This is a genomic window from Paucibacter sp. KBW04 (assembly GCF_003852425.1).
Classification (GTDB): domain Bacteria; phylum Pseudomonadota; class Gammaproteobacteria; order Burkholderiales; family Burkholderiaceae_C; genus Paucibacter_A.
The window spans coordinates 25,737-48,427 of the sequence record NZ_QAJN01000019.1; the positions used below are offsets into that span (position 1 = coordinate 25,737).

The following is a 22,691-nucleotide window of genomic DNA, read 5'->3' on the forward strand; positions in this document are numbered from 1 at the left end:
TGGGTGTCTACAAAGCCAATCCTTTTTTAGTGCGAAGGGAGGAGTCAATTTGCGAAGCCCCCCAAAGGTGGGATTTCTCATCGTGAAGAGATTGAACGACCATGCCCTTGGTTTGTAGGTAACTGTGATGTAACCGCTGATAGCGGATCAGGGAGAAAAATGACAATCACGGCAGACGCAGTGAGCGCCATGCCCGGGGATGTGTCTAGCGTGCCGCTTGATGCCAAATCCGGAACTGTTTTACCCGACGAGGCCAAATTAGGCCCGCCTCCCGACTCGACTTTGGCTGCCTTGGCAATCGTCGCAAGGTTGCACCATGTGGCCATCGAACCTTCGGCTTTGCGCCATCAGTTGGGTCTTGGCGACACAGACAACGTTTCTCGCCAAGACCTGCTGCTAGCAGCAAGGCAGCTCGGTCTCAAAGCCAAGAGCACGAGTAGCAGCTCGGATCGCCTGAGCTTGCAACCCCTGCCCGCGTTGGCATTTCTCGCAGACGGCCGTGTGGTTGTGCTTGCCCAGTGCGACGGACAGCGCGTCCTTTTTATGGACCCTGCTGGGCATCAAAATGGTCAAGCAACTCGACCCACCATCGAGCCCGTTGAGGTCTTTGCCTCGCAATGGACGGGCGAGCTGATCTTGATTGCCAGTCGCGCCAGCCTTGCGGGCGAGCTGGCCAAATTTGATTTCAGCTGGTTCATCCCCAGCATTGTCAAGCACCGCAAGCTGCTGGGCGAGGTCTTGACGGTCTCCTTGTTCCTGCAGCTCTTCGCCCTGGTCTCGCCGCTGTTCTTCCAGGTGGTCATGGACAAGGTGCTGGTGCATCGCGGGCTGAGTACCTTGGATGTGTTGGTGGTCGGCTTGGTCGTCATCATGCTGTTCGAGAGCGTGCTCAATGTGCTGCGCAGCTATGTGATGAGCCACACCACCAGTCGAATCGATGTCGAACTGGGGGCCCGCCTGTTTCGTCACCTTTTGAACCTGCCCTTGGCCTATTTTCAGGCTCGCCGTGTGGGTGACTCGGTGGCGCGTGTGCGTGAGTTGGAGAACATCCGGCAGTTCCTCACCGGGAATGCCTTGACTCTGGTGCTGGACGTGCTGTTCTCGGTGATCTTCATCGCCGTGATGTTTGTTTACAGCGTGCCGCTAACGCTGATTGTTTTGTGTTCGCTTCCGCTGTACCTGGGCCTGAGCTTGGCAATCGTTCCGATCTTGCGTGGTCGCCTAAACGAGAAGTTTGCCCGCGGCGCCGAGAACCAAAGCCTGCTGGTCGAGACCATCACCGGCATCCAAACTGTCAAGGCCAGTGCCTTGGAGCCGCAGATGGCGCGGCGCTGGGATCAACAGTTGGCCGCCTACGTTTCGGCCAGCTTCAAGACCCAGACCTTGGCGCAGTACGGCCACGAGGGGGTCAACCTGGTTGGCAAGCTGGTGAACGCTGCGACGCTTTGGTATGGCGCGCATTTGGTCATGGATGGGCAGCTGACAGTCGGCATGTTTGTGGCCTTCAATATGTTTGCGGGCCGGGTGGCCCAGCCCATCATGCGCATCGCGCAGATGTGGACCGACTTCCAGCAAACCGGGCTTTCCATGGCTCGCCTGGGCGACATCCTCAACACCCGCACCGAGCTTGCTTCGCAAAGCGCCAGCCCGCTGCCCCGCATCCAAGGCCGTGTGACGCTGGATCAGTTGAGCTTTCGTTACCGCCCCGATGCTCAGCCTGTGCTGAACGGCATCAACCTCGATGTGCGCCCCGGCGAGGTGATTGGCATCGTTGGCCGCAGCGGCTCCGGCAAGAGCACGCTGACCAAGCTGATTCAGCGCCTCTACGTGCCCGAGAGCGGGCGGGTGCTGGTCGACGGGCACGATGTGGCCATGATCGATGCCGCGCAGTTGCGCCGTCAGGTGGGTGTGGTGCTGCAGGAGAACATGCTGTTCAACCGCAGCGTGCGCGAGAACATCGCCGTCTCCGACCCGGCGGCGCCCCTGGAGGCGGTGATCCATGCCGCCAAGCAGGCGGGGGCCCACGACTTCATCGCCGAGCTGCCCGAGGGCTATGACACGGTGGTGGGCGAGCAGGGCTCCAGCCTCTCGGGCGGGCAGCGCCAACGCATCGCCATCGCTCGGGCCTTGTTCAGCCAACCCCGCATCCTGATCTTCGACGAAGCCACCAGCGCGCTGGACTACGAAAGCGAGGCCATCATTCAACGCAATATGCGCCTCATCTGCCAGGGCCGCACCGTCTTCATCATTGCGCACCGGCTCAGTGCCGTGCGCCAAGCCCACCGCATCATCGCGATGGACAAGGGGCGCATAGTCGAGGTGGGCAGCCACGAGCAACTGCTTGCCAAGCCGCAAGGCCTCTATGCCCATCTGTGGCGCATGCAGAAGAACGCGGGTCAAGCCGAAGGAGCGTCAGCATGACAACCGCTGCTGAAACAAGCCCACCTCCCAAGTCGCCCCGACACCCCGTCAGCGAGCTATTGGCGCGCTATGGCGCGATCTTCAAGGCGGCGTGGGCCGTGCGGGATCAGCTCGCCGGCCCCAAGCGCCTGGCCGACGAGCGCGCCTTTTTGCCGGCTGCACTGGCCTTGCAAGAGACGCCACCGCATCCGGCACCCAGGCGAGCGGCGATTGCCATCTGCAGCCAGTTCGTCATCGCCTTGCTGTGGTCCATCTTCGGCCAAATCGACATTGTTGCCGTGGCTCAAGGGCGCATCATCGTGAGCCAACGCAGCAAGACCATCCAGCCCTTGGAAACCAGCGTGGTCAAAGCTATCCATGTGAAGGACGGTGATCGAGTCAAGGCCGGGCAGCTGCTGATCTCGCTGGACGCCACCGCCACCCAGGCCGACGCCAACCGGGTGGGCGAGGAGCGCAGTGCTGCCTGGAGCGAATTACTCCGCTCGCAAAGCCTGCTCAAAAGCCTGGCCAGCGGCCTGCCGCCACAGCTTGCCGAGAATCGGGCGCTGAACGCTGCCGATCTCGCCACCAGCCGCATCCAGCTGCAAAGCGACTGGGCCGACATCAGCGCCAAGTTCGCCAAGTTCGACGCCGAGGCCGCCCGCCGCCGGGCCGAGATTGCGACGGCCGAGCAATTGGTGGCCAAGCTGCAAACCACCTTGCCCATGGCCCAGCAGCGTGAAAGCGACTTCAAATCCCTGACCGAACAAGGCTTTATGGCCGGCCACGCCGAACAAGACCGCCGACGCGAGCGCGTCGAGTTGGAGCGAGACCTGGCCACCGCCCTGGCCAGACGAAGCGAGGCGCAGGCTGCCTTGAAAGAAAGCGAGCAGTCACGTCTCGCCTACCGGGCAGAAACCGAACGTCTGCTGCGCGAGCGCTCAGCGCAAGCCGAACTGAAGACCAAGCAACTGGGTGAAGAAGGCATCAAGGCCGACAAGCGTAACGCGCTGACCCAGCTGACCGCACCTGTCGCCGGCACGGTGCAGCAGCTAGCCGTGCACACGTCCGGCGGCGTAGTCACCGAAGCGCAGGTGCTGCTGGTGCTGGTGCCTGACGACGCCGCAGTCACCGCCGAAGTCGTGCTGGAGAACAAAGACATGGGCTTTGTCCGTGAGGGCCAAGCGGTCACCGTCAAGCTGGAAACCTTCCCCTACACCCGCTACGGCACGGTCAGCGCCACGGTCAGCAGCATCAGTGCAGACGCCGTCAACGATGAGAAGCGCGGGGCCATCTTCCCGGCCACCTTGGTGCTCAATCAAACTGAGCTCAAAGTTGACGGCAAGCGCATCAAGCTGGCGCCCGGCATGAATTTGACGGCCGAAATCAAGACCGGCAAGCGCCGGGTGATCGACTATCTGCTCAGCCCGGTGCAGAGGCATGTGGATGAGAGTTTGAAGGAGCGTTGATGCGGATCCTCATCATTCATCAGAACTTCCCCGGCCAGTTCAAACACATGGCCGCCGACTGGGCCAAGCGCCCCGGCTGGCAAGTCATTGCCATTGGGCGCGACACCGCACCTGGCTTGCCGGATACACCCCAACTTCAGTTGATCCGGTACAAGCCCCATCGAGCTGTTGGAAAGGAACAGCACCCCTACTTGCGCAGAATGGAAGACGCGGTCCTGCACGGTCAAGCCGTGGCGCGCATCCTGCTCAAGCTCAGGGCTCAGGGCTTCAAGCCCGATGCCATCCTGGCCCACCCCGGTTGGGGTGAGACCTTGTATGCCAAGGACGTGTTCCCCGATGCCAGACTCGTCCACTACGCAGAATGGTTTTACAACGCTCACGGCGCAGACATCGGCTTTGACCCCGAGTTCCCGAGCACCTTCGACGACCAGGCCCGCATCCGTTCTTGGAACGCCTTGCATCTGCTGAACCTGGAGAACTGCGACGCAGCCATCAGCCCCACGCATTGGCAAAAGGCCCAGCACCCCAAGGCCTATCTGGACAAGATCACGGTGGCGCATGAGGGCATTGATACCCAGAACTTGGGGCCAGACCCCGCTGCACGGTTCAAGTTGCCGGGCGGCCATGTGCTCAAGGCCGGGGACGCCGTCATCACCTACGTGGCCAGAAACCTGGAGCCCTATCGCGGCTTCCACACCTTCATGCGGGCCTTGCCGCAGATTCAGGCCGCGCACAAACACTGCCACACCGTCATCGTCGGTGGCGACGACGTGAGCTACGGCAGCAGGCCAAAAGACGCCCCCAATTGGCGCGAGAAATTGCTCCGCGAGGTGGGGGCGGGTATAGATCCGGCGCGCACGCACTTCTTGGGCAAAGTGCCTTACCAAGACTACAAAAAGATCCTGCAAGTTTCAGCGGCGCATGTGTACCTGAGCTATCCCTTCGTGTTGAGTTGGTCGTGCCTGGAGGCCATGGCCTCGGCTTGCCTGGTGATTGGCTCAGACACCGCCCCAGTCAGAGAAGTCTTGACGGATGGCGTGAACGGGCGGGTGCTGCCGTTTTTTGACCGGGTGCGGCTAAGAGAAGCCGTTTTGCATGCGCTGGAAGAGCGGGCAGATGGCTTGCGACAAGCAGCACAGCAAACGGTACGAACCAGGTTTTTAAGGTCGTCTGGGGAGGCGGCGATTTTGCGTTGCCTTGATTTACGAACTTCAGTTGACCTCGTGCGCCGTCCGGAAGCAGTGCTGGCAATGAAGTCGAAGCAACGGCCTCAAGCTGGCGTGCCGAACCTCAATGTTGAAGTTTCCAAAGCATTGTCATGACTGGAATTCTGCTCATCGTTGTGTTGATTTTTTGGGTTTGGGCCTGCACCGCCATCACGCGAGCGCTGATGCGCAGACTGCCATCACGGTGGCGCGCAGGCATAGGCCTATTGGTCTGGTTGGGCCTGTTGATGTTGCCGGTAGCGGACGAAATTGTGGGGGGCATTCAGTTCCGATCGATGTGTGAACGTGACGCCGTAGTCAAGATCGATGCTGAAAAGGTCCGTGGCAGAACCTTACGGCAAGTCGGTCAACAGTCCTTTCCTAGGTATACGGTGCTTCGCATCGAACGGGCACGAATTGGTTTGGTAGATACAACCAGTGGCGATGAAGTAGGAAGTTATGTTTGGCTAAGAAGTTACGGGGGCTGGCTTGTTCGGGCACTGTTCGCGTCCGATGGAGTTAGCCCATTGCTGATACATCCATCCACTTGTGATCCGTGGATGCATCACCGTCTAGATAAGGCATACGGTTTTGTCTTGGTACAAGATTGATAGGAACGAACTATGAATTCTCTCGAAAATACTTACATCAACGCGCTTCTTGCTGATGCAGTCTATGTTGACCTTGCGCCGACTAGTGATCTTCGAACAGCGCTGAAAGGCAGGCTCACCCCATCGCTTGCTGACTTTGTAGCCACGAATTTCAGCGTTTTAACCTCAGTGAACTCCCCTGGTGTCATGGGCTCAGGTTTTGACGCGACGGTGTGGAAAGGTGCTGCCAACTCAAATTACGCAGGCAAGGTTTACGTTTCGATGCGAGGCACAACGCCGGGCATTGATTTGCTCAATGACATTGATCTGACGTTTGGTGGCCCTGCCGGAAATCAGTTGGTAGATATGGTCAACTGGTGGTTGAGAGTCACAACGCCTGCTGGTCAGACGGTACAACAAATTCAATTGGCCAGCGTATTCAACCCTTTGGCCTGGTTTGCTGCTGCACCCTCAGCGTTGGGAACAGGAGAAATTTCTGCTGCTGACCTGATCAACGGCCGGGTTGAGGTAAACGGGCATAGTTTGGGCGGCTATTTGGCTAGCGCGTTCACGCGATTGTTTGGAACTCAAGCTCATATCACACATACAACCACATTTAACAGTGCTGGCTTTGGGCCCGGAAGTGAGACAGTTTTCAATCAGCTCCAACAGATTGTTGGGCTGGGCTACGGCTTGGGTCGATTCCCCAATGCTGTGGAGCAAACCAATGCCTTCGCCGTGAATGGTCTTAACGTCACGACCAATAGCTTTTGGTTCAATCAAGTAGGCCAGCGCCTTGAGTTGTTCAACGAGGAAGGCACGGGCATACCGAACCATTCCATGTACAAGCTCACCGACCTTTTGGCGCTGGGCTCGGTGCTGGAGAAGTTGGACTCTAGCTTTACCACGGCCAAGCTGAACGACATTGTTAAGGCTGGCAGCAACTTGAAGCCAAATTCGCTCGAAGAGGTGCTGGATGCCTTGCGGCGCGCCGTGTGGGGGCCTGCATTGGGCGCTGTTCCGGTGGGTGATGCGGGTGACAGCGCGGCTTCCCGGGTGAGTTATCACGAGCTGCTGAAGCAGCTGAGTGATTCGGATCCGTTCAAGTCCCTGGCGGGCAAGGTTCGGGTGACGGCGGTGGGGAGTAATTTGGCAGACCAAGCCAAGGCGCGGGTGGATTTTGAGACGTTTGTGGCGTTGCAGACGCTGGCACCTTTCGTTGTCGATGCCTATGGGCCTGATGGTCAGGCGGCGTTGGACGCATTGTGGGAGTCGCCAGTTTGGCGAGATAGTTACCAAGCTTGGCAGGACGACAGAAATAGCCTGAATGCAAAGGGTGAGGCGACCAATTTTACGGATGAGTATCTGAGCGATAGAGCTGCGTTGTTAAATGCGATTCAAGTTCGCAATCAACTTGATATTCCGAATGATGCTGTTGTTCCAGCCAAGGTCATTGGCGATCCGGCTATTCATTTCAAAGACTTTGCTTCTGGCATTGAGTTTAACTTTGGAGGGCTAGCTGAAAAGCAAATTCAGTTCGGTGACGCGAGAGACAATGAGCTGTGGGGAAAAACGCGTGACGACCGCATTTACGGCGGGGCGGGAAAAGATATGATTTTTGGGGAAGGTGGTGATGATTACTTAGAAGGAAATACTGGTAATGATTTATTGGCGGGTGGAGATGGCAATGACATATTGCTAGGCGGCACGGGTAACGATGAGCTCAAAGGCGGCGACGGTGTTGATCTGTTGAATGGCGGAAAAGACAATGACATCCTCGATGGCGGCGCCGGGAATGACCTGCTTCGCGGCGGCGCTGGCGGTGACATCTACACCTTTACTGGCGCTTACGGCACGGACATCATTGTCGACAGCGATGGTATTGGTGCCATCAAAATCGATGAGCAGACAGTCGGCGAAGCCCAATTCAAATTCGAGAATATCTATAAGGACGAAGCTTCAGGGAATACCTTTGTAAAACTGAACGGTGGTAATAGCATCGTCATCTTGAAGCCCGGAGAAACCAACCGAATTCTCGTGAATGACTGGTCAGAGACGGGGAGTTTAGGGATTTCACTGCAAGGTGAAACGCCAACTGCGCCCGTCGCGACTATCACAGGTGACTTCAAGAAGAAAATAGATACTAAGGACACGGTATCGGAGGCAGATGACACCTATGTAATGGATGGCGGCAACTATTCAAGAGATGGTGTAGAAGTTGGTGCGCTGGACCTCATTAGCGGCGCGTCGGGAGACGATGTCATAGATGGTCTGGGAGGCGATGACGCACTTTCGGGAAGAGCAGGCAATGACTACATCCAGGGTGGCGCAGGCAGCGACGTCATCCAAGGTGGGCTCGGGAAAGACACGCTGAACGGTGGCTCGGGTGAAGACAAAATTTACGGCTCGAGCGATGAAGATCTAGGAAAGCCTCACGATGTCGGCTTCACCAAGCCGGTTAATTCATACTCGCATGCTAGCGGAACTGGATTCAATTGGACGGCTGGGTATGATTCGACTTACTCGAATGGGGTGCCCAAGGGTTATACGGATGCTCCACGAAATAGATTGGATGGCGATGACGGGAATATGATTGATGGCGGCGCGGGTGATGATTTTATCGCTGCCGGCACCGGATCTGACTACGTGCATGGCGGATCAGACAAGGATCTGATTTTTGGCATGGGGAAAGATGATATTATTTTCGGAGATGACGGGAGTGATATCATTTATGGCGACGGCGGTTTGCCCGATGGTTCTTCGGTCGTTTGGGCGCTACCGGAAGATCATGGTGCCGACGTCATTGACGGGGGGCAAGGTGATGACTGGATTATCGGTCAAGGAAACAGTGACATTATTTTTGGAGGTATTGGCGACGACCGTATCTGGGGCGATAGCGACGAAGATGATCTGCCGGTTCAATACGCAGGAGATGACTTCATATTTGGCGGAGAGGGTGCTGACTCGATAGGCGGAGGCTCTGGAAACGATTACCTTGAGGGCGGTACTGGCACAGACACTATCTGGGGTGGCGTCGGAAATGACATCTACTTTTTCAACAAGGGCGATGGGGTCGATGTAATCTGGGATTCAGTGGGCGAAAATAACATTATTCGCTTCGGTGATGGCGTGAGCAGCTCAGATATTAAGTTGCGCCTCGGATCTCTGCTTTTGGATCTTGGCAATGGCGATGCCATTCATGTCGGCGCATTCGATCAAACTAATGTCTTCAACAGCTCTTCCGTTGCGAGCTTTGAATTTTCAGATGGAAGCACCCTCACCGTTCAGGAGTTACTGGCCAGGGGCTTCGATATTGACGGCACAGACGATGACGACGGCACAATTGATGTAGTCGACCCTACCACTGGATCGTCTGTCACTCTGTACAAGTTAGTAGGAACCAATACAAATGATCGCATTAATGGTCATGGAGGCAATGACTCCTTGTTTGGCATCGACGGCAATGACAGCCTCGATGGCGGTTCTGGCAATGACTGGTTGCAGGGCGGAAATGGCAACGACACGTTGGTCGGGTCCGACGGAAATGACACGCTTTTAGGCGAGGCAAATGATGACCTGCTCACCGGAGGCGTTGGAGACGACAACTTGAGTGGCGGCCACGGCGATGACACTTTGGATGGCGGCGCTGGATTCGATGTTCTTGATGGAGGGGCAGGTTCAGATGTCTATCGATTTGGTCGTGGCTCTGGCAGAGACACCATAGTTGGTGACGGCAACATCGATCCAGATGGGAATGATCGCATCGAAATTTTTGGAAGTATTGCCCCGGCTGCTTTGAGCGTCTCTACCACGTCGAACGGTGATTTGATACTGACGACTGATGGCGGCGACACGCTCATCGTGCAGCGATATTTCTCGACACCCATTGAATTTCGAAACCCACCCAAAATCACGTTTGCCGACGGCACGGTCTGGGAGTTGGCCGATGTTGTAAATCGTGCCAGCGTTGGAACAAGTAGAAATGACACGCTCAACGGTGGGGGCAACAGCGACAGCATCTCAGGTGGCGATGGGAACGATGAAATTCGTAGCTGGGGAGGCAACGACACCTTGGATGGTGGTGCAGGCAATGACGAGATGTATGGGGGGCAGGGATCGGATGTCTACAGATTCGGACGTGGCAGCGGCAATGACGTGGTGTTCGAGGTCAACGACCCGCAACTCGGCGAGCTGGACGCAGTCTCCTTCGATGCCACGGTCGATCCAGCGGACGTGAAGGTGTCGGCCAGCGGCCAGGACTTGATCTTCACGTTGCGCTCCACCCTGGAAACACTCACCATCAGCGGCTTCTTCGCCGACGGCTCCCGCGTCATTGAGCGCGTGGACTTCGCAGACGGCACGCAGTGGGACGCGACATTCATCCGCACTTTGCTGTTGGCGGGCAGCAGTGGCGACGACTCGCTAATGGGTGGCAGCGCCAACGACACCATTGCGGGCCTTGAATGTAACGACCAGGTGACTGGTGCGGACGGCGACGATCAGCTCTACGGCAACGATGGCCGCGACTCGCTCAATGGTGGCAGCGGCAGCGACGTGTTGATCGGTGGCGCGGGTGACGATACGCTGGATGGTGGCCGCTATGGCCCTCCCGCCGGCGACCTGGTGGCAGGAGGAGGCGGCAACGATTACTTATACGGTGGCTCTGGGGGGGAGTGGGCTGCCGGTGGGTTCATCGGTGGCACTGGCAACGATGTGCTTTACGGGGAGGGCGGCGTCAATACCTACCTCTTCAATCGAGGCGATGGTCAAGACGAACTCGCCAGCTTCGCCAGCGACCCGGGCTATGACGTTCTGCTACTGGGGCCAACAATTGGCACCGCTGACATCATCCTAACTCGCTCCGGCAAAAATCTCGTCCTTGCGATTGCGGGCGGGTCGGACTCGGTGACCATCCGTGCATGGTTCGACCGGTCGCCGGACCGCAGTGGCGTCGTGCTGTTTGACGACGGCACGCAATGGGGCCCCAATGAACTGCTGGCGCACCTCAGCGTGCCCGTGACAACCGAAGGCCCCGACTTGATCCAGTTGTACGTTGACGGCAGCGTCACGCTCTCGGGAGGCGGTGGTGATGATCAGTTGAGAGCGGGCGGCGGCAACGACGTGCTCGATGGGGGCTCGGGCAACGACTATCTATTCGGCGGCTGGGGAGGAAACGATACGCTGATCGGGGGATTGGGTAATGACACGCTTAATGGCGGCGGCCGTACCACTTACATCTTCAACCCAGGCGACGGTTCCGATGTCATCTACCCTCCCGGATCGGGCTCCGAATGGGAACATGCCGAGCTCAATACGATTCGAATCAACGGCACTCCGGCCGGCGTCACGCTGGCCCGTGGTGGCTCCGATAACAGCAGCGTTTTTCTTGTGCTGCCCAGTGGTGACAGCATTGAACTGTGGAGATGGCTCCAGTCCAAAGACGACGTCTCGGGTACCTTTGAGGTCATCTTTTCCGACGGCACAGTGTGGGACGCTGCGACCCTGGTTGCAAACTCCAAGGTCGCAGCAACGGACAATGCTGACCGTCTGTATGGCGCCCCGGGTGCTGACCTCATCAAAGCGCTGGGCGGCGATGATTCAATCCGCGGAAGTGCAGGAAACGATACGCTCGTTGGTGGTGCAGGCAACGATACCATCGAAGGGGGCTCTGGAGCGGACGAGTACGTGTTTGGCTACGGAGACGGCCAAGACGTCATCTACGACCGGGACGGGACATCGGTAGCCGAGCTGAGCATCGACACGATCCGACTCTCGCCAGGCGTAACCGTGGCTGATGTGAACGTGGTCAGTAACGGGTCACAGATCACACTCTCACTGGCCAACTCGACGGATTCCATCAGGTGGACGCAGGATGACCGAAATCGCATCGAGAGACTGGTTTTCGAGGACGGTACCGTGAGGAATCTTGCTATAAACCCTGCCGGCCCGACCAATGGCACGGGTGGCAACGACTCTCTATCGGGTACTGGCTACGACGACCTCATCAGCGGGGGCGCTGGCAACGACACGCTGACCGGCGGATATGGCAACGACACGCTACTGGGGGGGGACGGCAACGACTACATGGGCGAGAACGGAGCATCGGGCTACAACCGCTTCGATGGAGGGGGAGGCAACGACACAATCTACAGCTGGCAGGATCAAGACACCGTCGTGTTCGGCTATGGTTACGGAACTGACACCTTCTATCGAAACGGGCATGCCACGATCGAGTTCATTGCTGGCGTCCGACCCGAGGACCTAATCCTCACGGGCAGCACCTACTGGACCTTGCAGGTGAAGCTGCAAGGCTCGTCCGACGTGCTGACCATTTCGGATTGGTTCAGCCCCACAGATCCAGATTCGCCGCTGGACTCTTTTTTGTTCGCCGACGGAACACGCTGGACGGTGCAGGACGTTCGCGCGCATATTTCGACTGGTGGCGGCGCGGGCAATGACACCATGTACGGATTTGTCGGTGCCGATACATTGTTTGGTGGCGGTGGGAATGACAGTCTGACCGGCATGGGCGGCGACGACAGCCTTCTGGGCGGGGACGGCTTCGACAGCATCGACGGGGGCCAGGGCGCCGACACACTGGTCGGGGGGGCGGGCAACGACAGCCTGCGAGGCGGCGAAGGGCGGGATACCTATGTCTTCAACGCTGGCTTTGGTCAGGACACCATTGACGACACCGGTGACGTCCACGGTACGCGCTCAGCCAACCGGATCATATTTGGTGCCGGAATATCGGCGCCCAACATTGTCATCAGTGCGGATGCTGACAGCGTGCCGAACTGGCAACGCAATCTCTACCTTTCGATATCCGGAACCAGCGACCGGATCGCACTCAAGGGATGGTTCACGTCCCAGTCGACGGTGGATTCGGTCGAATTCTTCGATGGCACCGTGTGGAATCGCGGGGACCTGGTCGCGCGCTTCAACGCACTCTGGGCGTCAGACAAGGTGTTGGCTAGCGACGCCGGTGAGACGCTCGTCGGCACCTCGGGTCACGATGACATCGAAGCTCTTGCCGGCGACGACTTTTTGCAAGGCCTTGGCGGCGACGACATGTTGATTGGCGACCTCGGAAACGATTCATTGGATGGCGGCAGCGGTGACGACATATTGATTGGAGGGATCGGCGACGATGCCTACATGTTCGGACTAGGCTCGGGCTCGGATGTCATCGTCGACATGGACCGCACCGGCGGGCACGACCGTGTGCTGTTTGGGCCTGGCATCACAGAGACCGATGTCGTCGTGACTCGCGACGAAGGCAACCTCTATCTGACTCTTGCCGGCAGCAGAGACCGGCTTACGATCCGCTGGTACCTGGACGCTGCGCTGCAAATTGAAGAATTCCGCTTCAGTGACGGCAGCATGTGGACTGCCGAGCAAGTGACCGCCATGGCTGATGCAACCGTCACGCAGCAGGGAACCAGCGGCGATGACGCGATGTTCGGTGACGGCAAACGAAACTTCCTCTTCGGCGGCGAGGGAAACGATACGCTCATCGGATTGAGCGGCAACGATGTGCTCAATGGGGGCTCGGGCGATGACCGGCTGGACGGGGGTATGGGCGACGATCTGCTCGTCGGCGGTGCGGGCGACGACATGTATGTAGTAGATAGTGGCAGTGACCTGATCACCGAGCTGGTTGGCGGCGGCGTTGACAGCGTGGAGTCCACCATCGATTTCACGATGGGTGGGGAACTAGAGAACCTCAAGCTCACCGGCTATGCAGTCATTGGCGGCACCGGCAACACGCAGGACAACCGCATCACCGGCAATGCGGCGGCCAATGCACTATCAGGGGGCGCAGGTGCGGACACGCTAGAGGGCGGCGCTGGCGACGACACCCTGACAGGCGGTGCGGGCGCAGACCACTACCACTACGCCGCCGGATGGGGCCACGATACCGTGATAGACAGCGAAGCCGATATCGATGTGATCGTCTTCGATGCGAGCGTCGACCGAGCAACCATGAATTACCAAATCCAAGGCAGCAGCATCGTGCTGAGTTCAGGGGGCGCCAGCATCACCCTGAAGGATCTACTGAATTCATCCAATGGGGGCGTGGAGCAACTCCGGTTCGCCGACGGCATGATCGTCACGCGAGCGCAGATGATCACGCAGGTCAGCTCGGTGTACGGCACAGAAAGTGCCGACTCGATAAATGCGCCACTCTCAAGTGACTGTCTGCTCTACGGCTTAGGTGGTGATGACAACATCGTCGGTAGCGCCGGGAACGATCTGCTGGATGGCGGCACGGACAACGATAGCCTTAGCGGTGATGAGGGAAATGATTCTCTCCGCGGTGGGCAGGGCAACGATAGCGCCTACGGCGGCCTAGGCCGCGACACGCTTCAGGGAGGTGCAGGCAATGATTACCTGGATGGACAGTCGGGCGCCGACGTCTACCAGTTCGCCCGCGGCGATGGGGCGGACACTATAAACGGAGCCCTTTCTGAGGCTTTCACCTTCGACGAGTTGCAATTCGCAACAGGTATCGCGCCGAGTGATGTGACCGTCATTTCCAATGGCGGTGGCACAGACATGCTCGTAACTATCAATGGCACGACCGACTCCGTTTTGGTTGCAGGATTCCTCTTCGCAAGTTCTTCGTTCTCAACTATCCGGTTCGCAGACGGGACCACATGGACTCGTGAACACCTGATTGGCCAACTTACCTCCATCTTTGGCACGAACGGTGCTGATAGTCTGACGGGTGGGGCGGGAGCAGAAAGATTGTTTGGCTTGGGGGGGAACGATACGCTGAATGGTGGAGCTGGCTGGGACACCTTGGACGGTGGTGTCGGTGCTGACCGTATGCTTGGAGGTGTGGGGAACGACAGTTATATCGTCGACTCCACCTCCGATGTTGTCATCGAAAATTCGGGAGAGGGTTTCAACGATGGCGTTGAGAGCTTTGTCACCTACACATTGCCGAGCAACGTCGAGTCCTTAATTCTGTCGGGCGCTGCAAATATCAATGGTACGGGCAATAGCTTGGGGAACTTCCTAGCCGGCAACTCAGGTAACAATTCGTTAAGTGGTGCTGCGGGGGTGGACGATCTCTTCGGTAACGAGGGCAACGACACCCTCAATGGCGGCACTGGTGATGACTACATGGCAGGAGGCCTCGGCGACGACAGCTATGTGGTGGACTCGACACCGGTCTGGAATGGCGAGGAGCTGGTAGCTGGTGACTTCGTTGAAGAAGGGGTGAACGAGGGAGTAGATAGCGTCTCGGCAAGCGTTGTTTACGAATTACCAGCTAATGTTGAAAACCTTACGTTGACCGGAACGGCCAGTATCGGGGGTGGAGGCAACGGAATGGCTAACTTGCTGACTGGCAACAGCGGAGCCAATCGCCTCGTTGGGCAGGACGGCAACGACACTCTGAATGGCGGTTCTGGTGTCGACACCTTGATCGGCGGAGCAGGAGATGACAGCTTCGTCGTCGATGCTTCTGGCGAACTCATCGCAGAAAATGCGAATGAAGGTATTGACAGTGTCCAGTCCAGTGTTACTCATACTTTGGGCGCCAATGTCGAGAACCTGACGCTGACCGGCAGTTCGAGGATCAATGGCACAGGCAATGTGCTGGACAACGTGTTGATTGGAAACAGCGCCAACAACACGCTGACCGGCGCTGCGGGTAATGACACTTTGGACGGCGGCGCCGGCATCGACACCATGGTTGGCGGCCAGGGTAACGATACTTTCTACGTGTCTGTTGCCACCGATGTAGTCACCGAGGCAGCGTCAGAAGGAGTCGATACAGTCAATTCAGTCGTGACCTATACGCTGGGCACGAACGTTGAAAATCTCACGCTGTCAGGGGTTTCCGCAATTAACGGAACCGGCAATACGCTGGACAACGTGCTGCAAGGCAATGCCATGGCCAACACCTTGACGAGTTCAGCGGGCAATGACACTTTGGATGGGGCGGCAGGGAATGACACTCTTGTAGGTGGAACAGGCGCGGATCGATATCGCTTTGGCCGTGGCTATGGCATGGATCGGGTCAATGAAAATGATTCGACGGCGAACGTTTTGGACTGGGTAGAGCTCGGTGCAAACGTAGTCCAGTCCGACGTGAAGTTTGTTCGCAACGTAAATGCGCTTGAGTTGCGAATCAACGGGACGACAGATGTCTTGAGCATAGAGAACTGGTTTTCAGGCGCTCAGTATCACGTTGAGCGTTTCAAGTTCTCTGATGGCGCGATCTTGACAAATACGCAGGTCGCTTCTCTCGTCCAGGCGATGTCGTCGTTTAATGCTCCAGCATCGACTACAACGGCAATTTGGCGAGACACTTCCTGGCGTCGCGGCAGCATGGTGCTTGTGGCTGACTACTGAGTTCATTGACGGCCGGGCAGGCTCGTTTTAGGACCTCGCTCGGGCCGACACAGTCTCAAAATTCCGAACAGTTTCTTTGGCGCATCGACCTGCTGAGGATGTTGGCCTCCCATCGAAGCAACTCGCTTTCGAACTTTGGAGGTGGCTTGCTATTTGTTTCTAGATGGGCGCTGAGTTTTCAAGCGCCACGTCTTTCATTCATGTCCACCGCAGAAAGCTCGGATGCCAAGTCGCAGTCGCTCGACTACGTGTGATGGCAGTTTCCGTCGGTAGCCTTAGCAGTGTGTCTAGGAGAGTGACTGTGTCGCCGAGTGTTGCCGCCTCAATGCGATTTTTGTTCAGGAAGGCTTGCCATTGGCGCAGCTTGGCCGCGTCTTCGCTGAATTGCTTGGTTAGGGCCAGTGGACGCTCGGCTGGCAGTACGGTCTGGCGCCGAGAAAATGTGGCGGTGATGGCTTTGGCAAGCGTCGCGCTGTCCAGCTCTGTACGCCTTGCAATGACGGCGATGTCGAAGAAGTCCTTCATGCGAGTATTGGCCTGACCGAGCATCACCATGGCTTGGTACTTTTCTGCGATCACGGTGTAGACCGGATAGACCCGCAGCGAGGGCGACTGGAAATCGCTGAGCAAAGTGGGGTAGGACACCGTTAGAGGGCCTGGCGTTACGGCGTCACCGAAGCCAACGTCAATTTGGAGGGCGCAACGTGCGGACCCGATCCGTGCCGTCAGGGTGATGCGGGTGCCGCCATAAGGGTTCTCTTCACGAATGGCGTCTGCCTTGACGGTGTCGGGGTCGAACACGATGCCGTCAGCCAAGTCCATGCCAGCGACTTCGCGGAATGTAGCAATCAGATCTTGCTCGTCGTCAGGACCGAATCCCAACAGGTCTGCGTCCCGCGTTGGGCGATGTGGGGTGTCGTACCAAAGAGAGAAGAGCAGGGCGCCTTTGAGCAAGAACCGGTCAGCGTATTGGGAGGTACTGATGCGGGCGAGTAAGCGCTCCAGCCCAAAACGGTTGAGCAAAAGGCTGTAATCGTCGCCTCGCTGCTTGGCCAAGGCCAGCAGACGTGCGAGGATGGATGCCGATAGATTTGCGCTCATGCCATCACTGCCTCGAGGTAAGGTTGCATGACGCGTTCGACACGATTAATTCTGGCGAAGTGATTCAACTCGTCCATGGTGACCAGGCGGTTCCGCCAGGCATCTTTGAGCGCCTCTAGGGCTACATCCAGGCCGATCTTGTTGCGGAACTTGAAACAGTCGGTCACGGTTTTGGCGACGCTGTAGACGCGGATTGGTGAGCCTTGCTCTGTCACGGTCTGGATCCCTGCTGAGTAGGCTTCGCCCCTTAGGCGTGCGATGCGCAGTGTTGGGTAGTCCAGCGCTGGGGTCTGTGTGGCTTCCGGTAGTGCGACCCATACTTCATAAGGCATTTGAGTGCCTATGCCGTGGAACTGCAGCGCGCTCAGCAGGCACAGAACGGCTTTTGGCACGCGCTTGCATACTTCGATCAAGGTCTGGTGCTCTGTGAGCTCCGCATCAGGCAGGCTGTAGAGGCCTCGCGCCGTTCGTTGCAGTTTGCCGGCATGGTGCAGCTTGAGCAGCAGCTGTGGCGACCAGCCGTGCTCTCGCAGGTCTGCGGCGCGTAGCACGCGCCGGTGGCGAGCAAGGGCAAGGATTTGGTCGGACTGGCTCATGTGCTCAGAGTTTAATAGTCGCATGACTTATTTTCAAGTAATGCGAATTTTCTTTCAACTTATCGTCCTTGGAGTGAACGCCTACGCGCAATTCGAAAGATTCAATCGGATCCACGGGCCGAGGAGTGATACTGGTAAGTAACGCATAATCTAAGCGGTATCAATATGCTGGGAACTCGCCTTTGATCGCCGCAGTAAGAACGATTGGTTTATGCGAACGGATCGTGCCCGCGTCTAGACTTCTGTAAGAACATTTCACATGCTCACGTTGGTAGAGCCTCGAAGATCGATTGCGACTTTGATTGCCTCTCGGCCAAAGTGCCCTGAACTACTCCTTCATGCCGTGTCAACCGTTGTGACTCAACGCCGGCCCTCGGATAAGTTGATACTGGTATTTGACCGAGACATGCCAGATGCGGCGGTGCTGTTGGCGATTGAGCGTGATTGCGCGGACTTGTCGCTGACCATCCTTCGGAATCAAGGAAGCCCTGGTGCGGCAGGTACTTGGAACACCGGACTTGCATGGCTTCAGGCGCAAGGCTTCACAGGTTATGTGGCCGTTCTCGATGATGATGACGAATGGGACGATGACCATTTGGCCCGTTGTGAACTGGCCAGTGGCGACGGAACAGCCGACGTTGTGCTGTCCGGACTTCGAGTCAAGAAGGATGGCGTCGAGTTACCTAGAGAGCCGCTGGCTTCAGTTCGCAGAGATGACTTTCTCGCCGGCAACCCAGGTTGGCAGGGCAGCAATACCTTCGTGAGTCTTGAGGCCTTGTTGAGGGTCGGAGGCTTTACCGATGGGCTGCCGAGCACCAATGACAGGGATCTGGCTGTTCGGCTGTTGAGTCTTCCAGCTTTGAACGTGGCATTCACTCATCGAATGACGGCGACTTGGCATATCAACACAAAGGGCGACGCGCTGTCGCGCCCTGGTAGTGCCGAGAAGCGAGATGGGCTCATTCGCTTCCTTGCGATGCATGGCGACTTGATGACACCTGAAATCCGGGCCAAGTTCAAGGCACGAGCTCGAGACTTGTTCGGCGTGGAGGTTTTTTAGCGATGGCATTGGGCAGTCAATCTCACTCTCGTGACTGGTCTGAGCCAACCCGGCCTGCGGTCAGGCTGACGCATCGGAACATGCACTTCATCAAGGCACCAATGGACCTGGCTTTGCACGCTGAGGTCGTGGTTGGGGTGACCCATCGCAACCATCCAGAGGAGCTTCGAGTTGCTCTGGAGTCTGCACTTGCTCAGGAAGCTCCATTTGGCGTTTTCTGCTTGGTGCTCGATGACAGTTCTGACGAGGGGTGGATGAACTCTTTGAGCCCCGAATTGTTGGCAGATCCGAGAATCGTGATCGCCGCGGGAGCATTTGGGTCACCTGCTCAGGCTAGAAACGGGTTACTTGACTTGGTGGATCAGCACTTCCCGAACGCCAGATGGGTGGCGCGAATGGATGCAGATGATCGGTTTGCAACTCAAGTAAGTTTGCGGGCCATGATTGAAGCTGGCCATACCTACGGCAGCAAGTACGTGGTGGGTAGCAACAGCTTGTCAGTGGATGGCGTAGTGCTTTCGGGCGTCAACGTCGCGAGTTCGGCGACGCTTTTGGATCGGGGGCGGTTGAATGCTTTCATACAAGCGTTTTGTCGCCATGAAGTTCCCAACGAATTGCCTTCCTGCAACCTGGTGCTGAGAACCCAATCCGGCATTCGGTATCCCAGTTCGGTCAGTGCGGAAGATCACTGGTTGGTGGCTGGGTTGCTCATGCACCATCCGCACGACGGCTGTGTTGTCGCTGATCCCGTCTATGCCGTTTATTCCCTCGGTGGTGCTGCAACGCTTGCCAATAAGCAGTCAGAGGCTTGGACAAAGTCGCGACTGGCGCTGGCAAGTGCGGCCGATGTCTGGTACCAAACGCATCAGGCGCCAGGCGCCAAACTGTTGGGGTGGGGGCAAGAGGGCGTGGTGTGGCGCCAAGCATCGCTTGTTTACAAACGCTTCTATCCCTATGCCGTAACTATGCCGGAGTTGGTCGATATCAAGCGGCTAGCGGATCTTGCAGGTGATGCGGTTATCTCATTTGAGCCGCATGCCGACGATGGGCCAGGCGCTCGAATACTTTTGTGCCCAGAGCCTCTGGCGGAACTTCCGCAACGATGGCTCCCGATGCTCACGCGTCAATTTCTGCAGAAGCTGTATCGAGCAGGCGTGGTCACCAGCAATGTCAAGCGTGACAACTTGAGACTGACCCTTTCCGGCGAACTGCAGTACATCGACATCGGGCGCGACATCGTCAAACTGACTGCTTCAAGATTCTTGGATTGCGCGGCACGCTTGTTTGCAATTGGTGAGTTGGGCTGGTCGGATCATGAGTTGGCAAGACGTAAGACGATTGCTCGGGAGGCTGATGTATTTCGGGCACTCCCGGGATTCGAAGCCTTTTACGGTGAACTTGTTTTTGCTTTGCATCCTGACTGCGATCTCAGCGGTTTCAGCACAGAAACTTTGTACGCCCCGGCTGACCACCGGGATGTCACGTTATTGATCAAATGCTGCCCGCAAGATGCCATGACGATTGATAGTCAGGTTCGGCATTTGGTTGGTGAACTTCGACTTCGTGCTCGATTCGCAAAGACGGTTCTTCTTGTCGACCAGTTTGAAGGGCCATACCTTCGCCAGTACGCTGCTGGTGACCTTTCGCAACTGTTGTCCTCCATAGAGCACTTGCATCAGGATGCGGTGCTAGATGAGGTCTGGCTGGCACCAAATGACCCCAAGGTAGTCGGGAATGTCCACCGTCGCTGGTTCGCGGCACCATATGCGACGCTTTCCCATACCTCTCAGGGAGCGCCAGTTGCTTCTCAGGTTTGGGCATTTGATCGCGTTCAAACGCCGTACGTCTTGCAGATGGATGTCGATGTCTTCATTGGAGGAACTGACGCAAGCCACGATGTTCTGTCGGACATGAAACAAGCATGCGCTGAACCCGGGGTTTGGTGTGTGGGCTTCAACATTCCTCAGAGCCGGCAGGGCTTCAAACCCTACGAGGGGAGGCCAGACCAGTTCGCGCCGGAAGTTCGTTGTGGCCTGTTGAACTTGGAGCGAATCAAACGCTCAGCGCCGTTTGAGAACCCGGTCATCGAAGGGCGACTGTCTTGGATGTGGCACCGGGCGCTGCAACAAGCGCAGCCCAAGCTGGGTATGTGCAGTGTGCGAGGTGGTGATAGCCGGACTTTCTACGTGCATCCAAGGAACGAAGACAAGCACCTTGAGACATTGGACCAATTGCGGGACCTTATCGGACAAGGTTGTATTCCGGCAGGCCAGGCTGACGCGTGGGATCTGGTTCCTTCTGCAAGGTGGCATCGAAAGCCGCGCTTTGAAGACATCGTCTTCTTGCTTTTTGGGCGGGACACCCCCTCTAATAAGCTGGAACGCTGCTTTGCATCTTTGGCAAGCCAATCTTGCCAAGACTTCGGTGTCGTATTCATCGAGGACGGAGGCTCTGCTCTCGCCGCGGCTGAATTACCCCAGCGCATTGGCCCGCTGAAAGATCGCGTTACGTTGATCAGGCGAACCGCTCAGGCCGGCTACATGGCTAATTTCAATGAGGCGGTCTTGACGATCTGCCCGCGCCCTGAGTCCTTGATGGTGGTCTTGGATCAGGATGATGCGCTGATGCATGTTGACGTGGTCAAAATGCTCCGGGAGGCTTGGCAAGCGGGGGCTGATCTGATTAACGCACCCATGTTTAGGCCAGAAAAGCCCTTGGCCCAATACAGGGTTGACTACGCCCAACCTCGCCAGCGAGGAGGTGGCAATGTTTGGAGTCATTTACGAGCGTTCCGCAAGTCACTCTTCGAGCGGGTGCCCTCCAGTGCATGGGAGAGCGCGCCTGACGCTTGGTGCCTATCAGATTTTCTGACCATGGTGCCGATGGCTGAGTTGGCGGAAAAGCCCACTTGGCTTGATGGGCCTTACCTTTATTGGCATCAACGATTGCCCTACTCCGCCGAGCGGAAAGAAAGAGAGCAGGCCATGAAAACCTGGTTGTTTACGCAGCCTTCACTTGCGACTCAAGCGCTCGGCTGAAGGCGAACTGTTGAGCGCTTCTGATGCTGTGGGCAATCTGCTCGATTAGGGCAGATGCTTGCGCATCGTAGAGCCACCAATTGCGCGTATCGCTTTGCTCTCGATCTAGCTGGAACATCGCTTCCAACTTGCGGTTGAGTTCTGACGGTCTCAAAAGTTCAGGCCCGGTCTGAATGGCAAATTGAGAGATGCGTTGAATTGGGGCAAGTGACCCGGAGTGTGCTGCCGCCTCCAAATAACCAGCCACTTCAGCAAGATCGATTAGTCGCTTTCCAGCCAATAGGGGAAGCTCGGCGTCATCGCGGACGCCTGCTTTGACCAATGGCCAGGACCATCCCAAGCACGGTGAGTTCAACCAACGCAGGAACGTAGTCCTTCGCTCGCCAAGCCAGTTGTGAAACGCTTGGGGTAGCGGCTTGCGTACAGGCAGATTGCCTGGCCTAGCAAGACTTGGGTCGAATCTGATTCCAATGATTGAAACGTCGCAAGCCTCGTCCCATAGGCCGTGGAGAACGGCATAGCCTGTCGAGGGAAGGCAGCCAAGATCGAGTGCTTGTTGCGAGAGGTTTTGGTTGAGGTGCTCCTCAATTGGGCCAGGCATTGCTCGTTCGCTGTTTGCAAATACGCTTAGCTTTGGCTTGCCGAACACGTCCTTGGTCATGCGTACATCGAGGTTGATGCCAGTCCTGGTCAATGGCTGGCGCCCGTTGAATGTAAGCGTGACTGCAGCCTCGCGAGGTGGAGGGGATTGAGCTGCGCCATTTCCAAGAATCAAGATTTCACCCGACGGGAACAGGCTGTTGACGACTTCAGCGAACTTCATGTTCGATGGTGTTTTTTGGTACCTGGGCGAGCTGCATCTCT

9 protein-coding genes are annotated in these 22,691 nt (G+C 57.2%); 6 read left to right on the forward strand and 3 right to left on the reverse strand.

Going from position 1 to position 22,691, the window contains the following annotated elements:
* Window positions 1-189: 189 nt before the first annotated feature.
* The 4 genes from DBR47_RS22450 to DBR47_RS25405 all read left to right on the forward strand — a co-directional run bounded on the left by DBR47_RS22450 (window position 190) and on the right by DBR47_RS25405 (window position 16,032).
* Window positions 190-2,421 carry a type I secretion system permease/ATPase gene (locus tag DBR47_RS22450; protein ID WP_124454453.1) on the forward strand — a complete coding sequence of 744 codons (2,232 nt, stop codon included), beginning with the start codon at window positions 190-192 and terminating at the stop codon, window positions 2,419-2,421.
* Complete coding sequence (locus tag DBR47_RS22455; protein WP_124454335.1) at window positions 2,418-3,869, forward strand: HlyD family type I secretion periplasmic adaptor subunit; 1,452 nt, start codon at window positions 2,418-2,420, stop codon at window positions 3,867-3,869. The genes DBR47_RS22450 and DBR47_RS22455 overlap by 4 nt, the downstream gene beginning before the upstream one ends.
* Window positions 3,869-5,191, forward strand: coding sequence for a glycosyltransferase family 4 protein (locus DBR47_RS22460; protein WP_124454337.1), 1,323 nt, complete (start codon window positions 3,869-3,871; stop codon window positions 5,189-5,191). Before DBR47_RS22455 ends, DBR47_RS22460 begins: the two co-directional genes overlap by 1 nt.
* Window positions 5,192-5,697: 506 nt before the next feature.
* Window positions 5,698-16,032 carry a calcium-binding protein gene (locus tag DBR47_RS25405; RefSeq protein WP_124454339.1) on the forward strand — a complete coding sequence of 3,445 codons (10,335 nt, stop codon included), beginning with the start codon at window positions 5,698-5,700 and terminating at the stop codon, window positions 16,030-16,032.
* Window positions 16,033-16,230: 198 nt separating this feature from the next.
* On the opposite strand, the gene DBR47_RS22475 is transcribed toward DBR47_RS25405, so the two are convergent.
* Both DBR47_RS22475 and DBR47_RS22480 read right to left on the reverse strand, forming a co-directional pair.
* Complete coding sequence (locus tag DBR47_RS22475) at window positions 16,231-17,133, reverse strand: nucleotidyl transferase AbiEii/AbiGii toxin family protein (protein ID WP_124454341.1); 903 nt, start codon at window positions 17,131-17,133, stop codon at window positions 16,231-16,233.
* Complete coding sequence (locus tag DBR47_RS22480; protein ID WP_197047232.1) at window positions 17,130-17,729, reverse strand: AbiEi antitoxin N-terminal domain-containing protein; 600 nt, start codon at window positions 17,727-17,729, stop codon at window positions 17,130-17,132. Before DBR47_RS22480 ends, DBR47_RS22475 begins: the two co-directional genes overlap by 4 nt.
* Before the next feature lie 259 nt (window positions 17,730-17,988).
* On the opposite strand from DBR47_RS22480, the gene DBR47_RS22485 reads away from it, so the two are divergent.
* Window positions 17,989-18,789, forward strand: coding sequence for a glycosyltransferase (locus DBR47_RS22485; RefSeq protein WP_124454345.1), 801 nt, complete (start codon window positions 17,989-17,991; stop codon window positions 18,787-18,789).
* 80 nt (window positions 18,790-18,869) lie between these two features.
* Window positions 18,870-21,827, forward strand: coding sequence for a glycosyltransferase family 2 protein (locus DBR47_RS22490; RefSeq protein ID WP_197047234.1), 2,958 nt, complete (start codon window positions 18,870-18,872; stop codon window positions 21,825-21,827).
* Here DBR47_RS22490 and DBR47_RS22495 read toward each other — a convergent pair.
* A complete protein-coding gene (locus tag DBR47_RS22495) occupies window positions 21,790-22,650 on the reverse strand; it encodes a hypothetical protein (protein WP_124454349.1) in 861 nt (286 codons plus the stop codon). The two genes, DBR47_RS22490 and DBR47_RS22495, sit on opposite strands and share 38 nt — an antisense overlap.
* Window positions 22,651-22,691 lie beyond the last annotated feature (41 nt).

Excerpts from the sequence above, each read along its gene's own strand:
- DBR47_RS22495 (WP_124454349.1), bottom strand. The coding sequence starts at position 22,650 with ATGAAGTTCGCTGAAGTCGTCAACAGCCTGTTCCCGTCGGGTGAAATC.
- DBR47_RS22490 (WP_197047234.1), top strand. The coding sequence starts at position 18,870 with ATGCACTTCATCAAGGCACCAATGGACCTGGCTTTGCACGCTGAGGTC.
- DBR47_RS25405 (WP_124454339.1), top strand. The coding sequence starts at position 5,698 with ATGAATTCTCTCGAAAATACTTACATCAACGCGCTTCTTGCTGATGCA.
- DBR47_RS22450 (WP_124454453.1), top strand. The coding sequence starts at position 190 with ATGCCCGGGGATGTGTCTAGCGTGCCGCTTGATGCCAAATCCGGAACT.
- DBR47_RS22475 (WP_124454341.1), bottom strand. The coding sequence starts at position 17,133 with ATGAGCGCAAATCTATCGGCATCCATCCTCGCACGTCTGCTGGCCTTG.
- DBR47_RS22455 (WP_124454335.1), top strand. The coding sequence starts at position 2,418 with ATGACAACCGCTGCTGAAACAAGCCCACCTCCCAAGTCGCCCCGACAC.
- DBR47_RS22480 (WP_197047232.1), bottom strand. The coding sequence starts at position 17,729 with ATGAGCCAGTCCGACCAAATCCTTGCCCTTGCTCGCCACCGGCGCGTG.
- DBR47_RS22460 (WP_124454337.1), top strand. The coding sequence starts at position 3,869 with ATGCGGATCCTCATCATTCATCAGAACTTCCCCGGCCAGTTCAAACAC.
- DBR47_RS22485 (WP_124454345.1), top strand. The coding sequence starts at position 17,989 with ATGCTCACGTTGGTAGAGCCTCGAAGATCGATTGCGACTTTGATTGCC.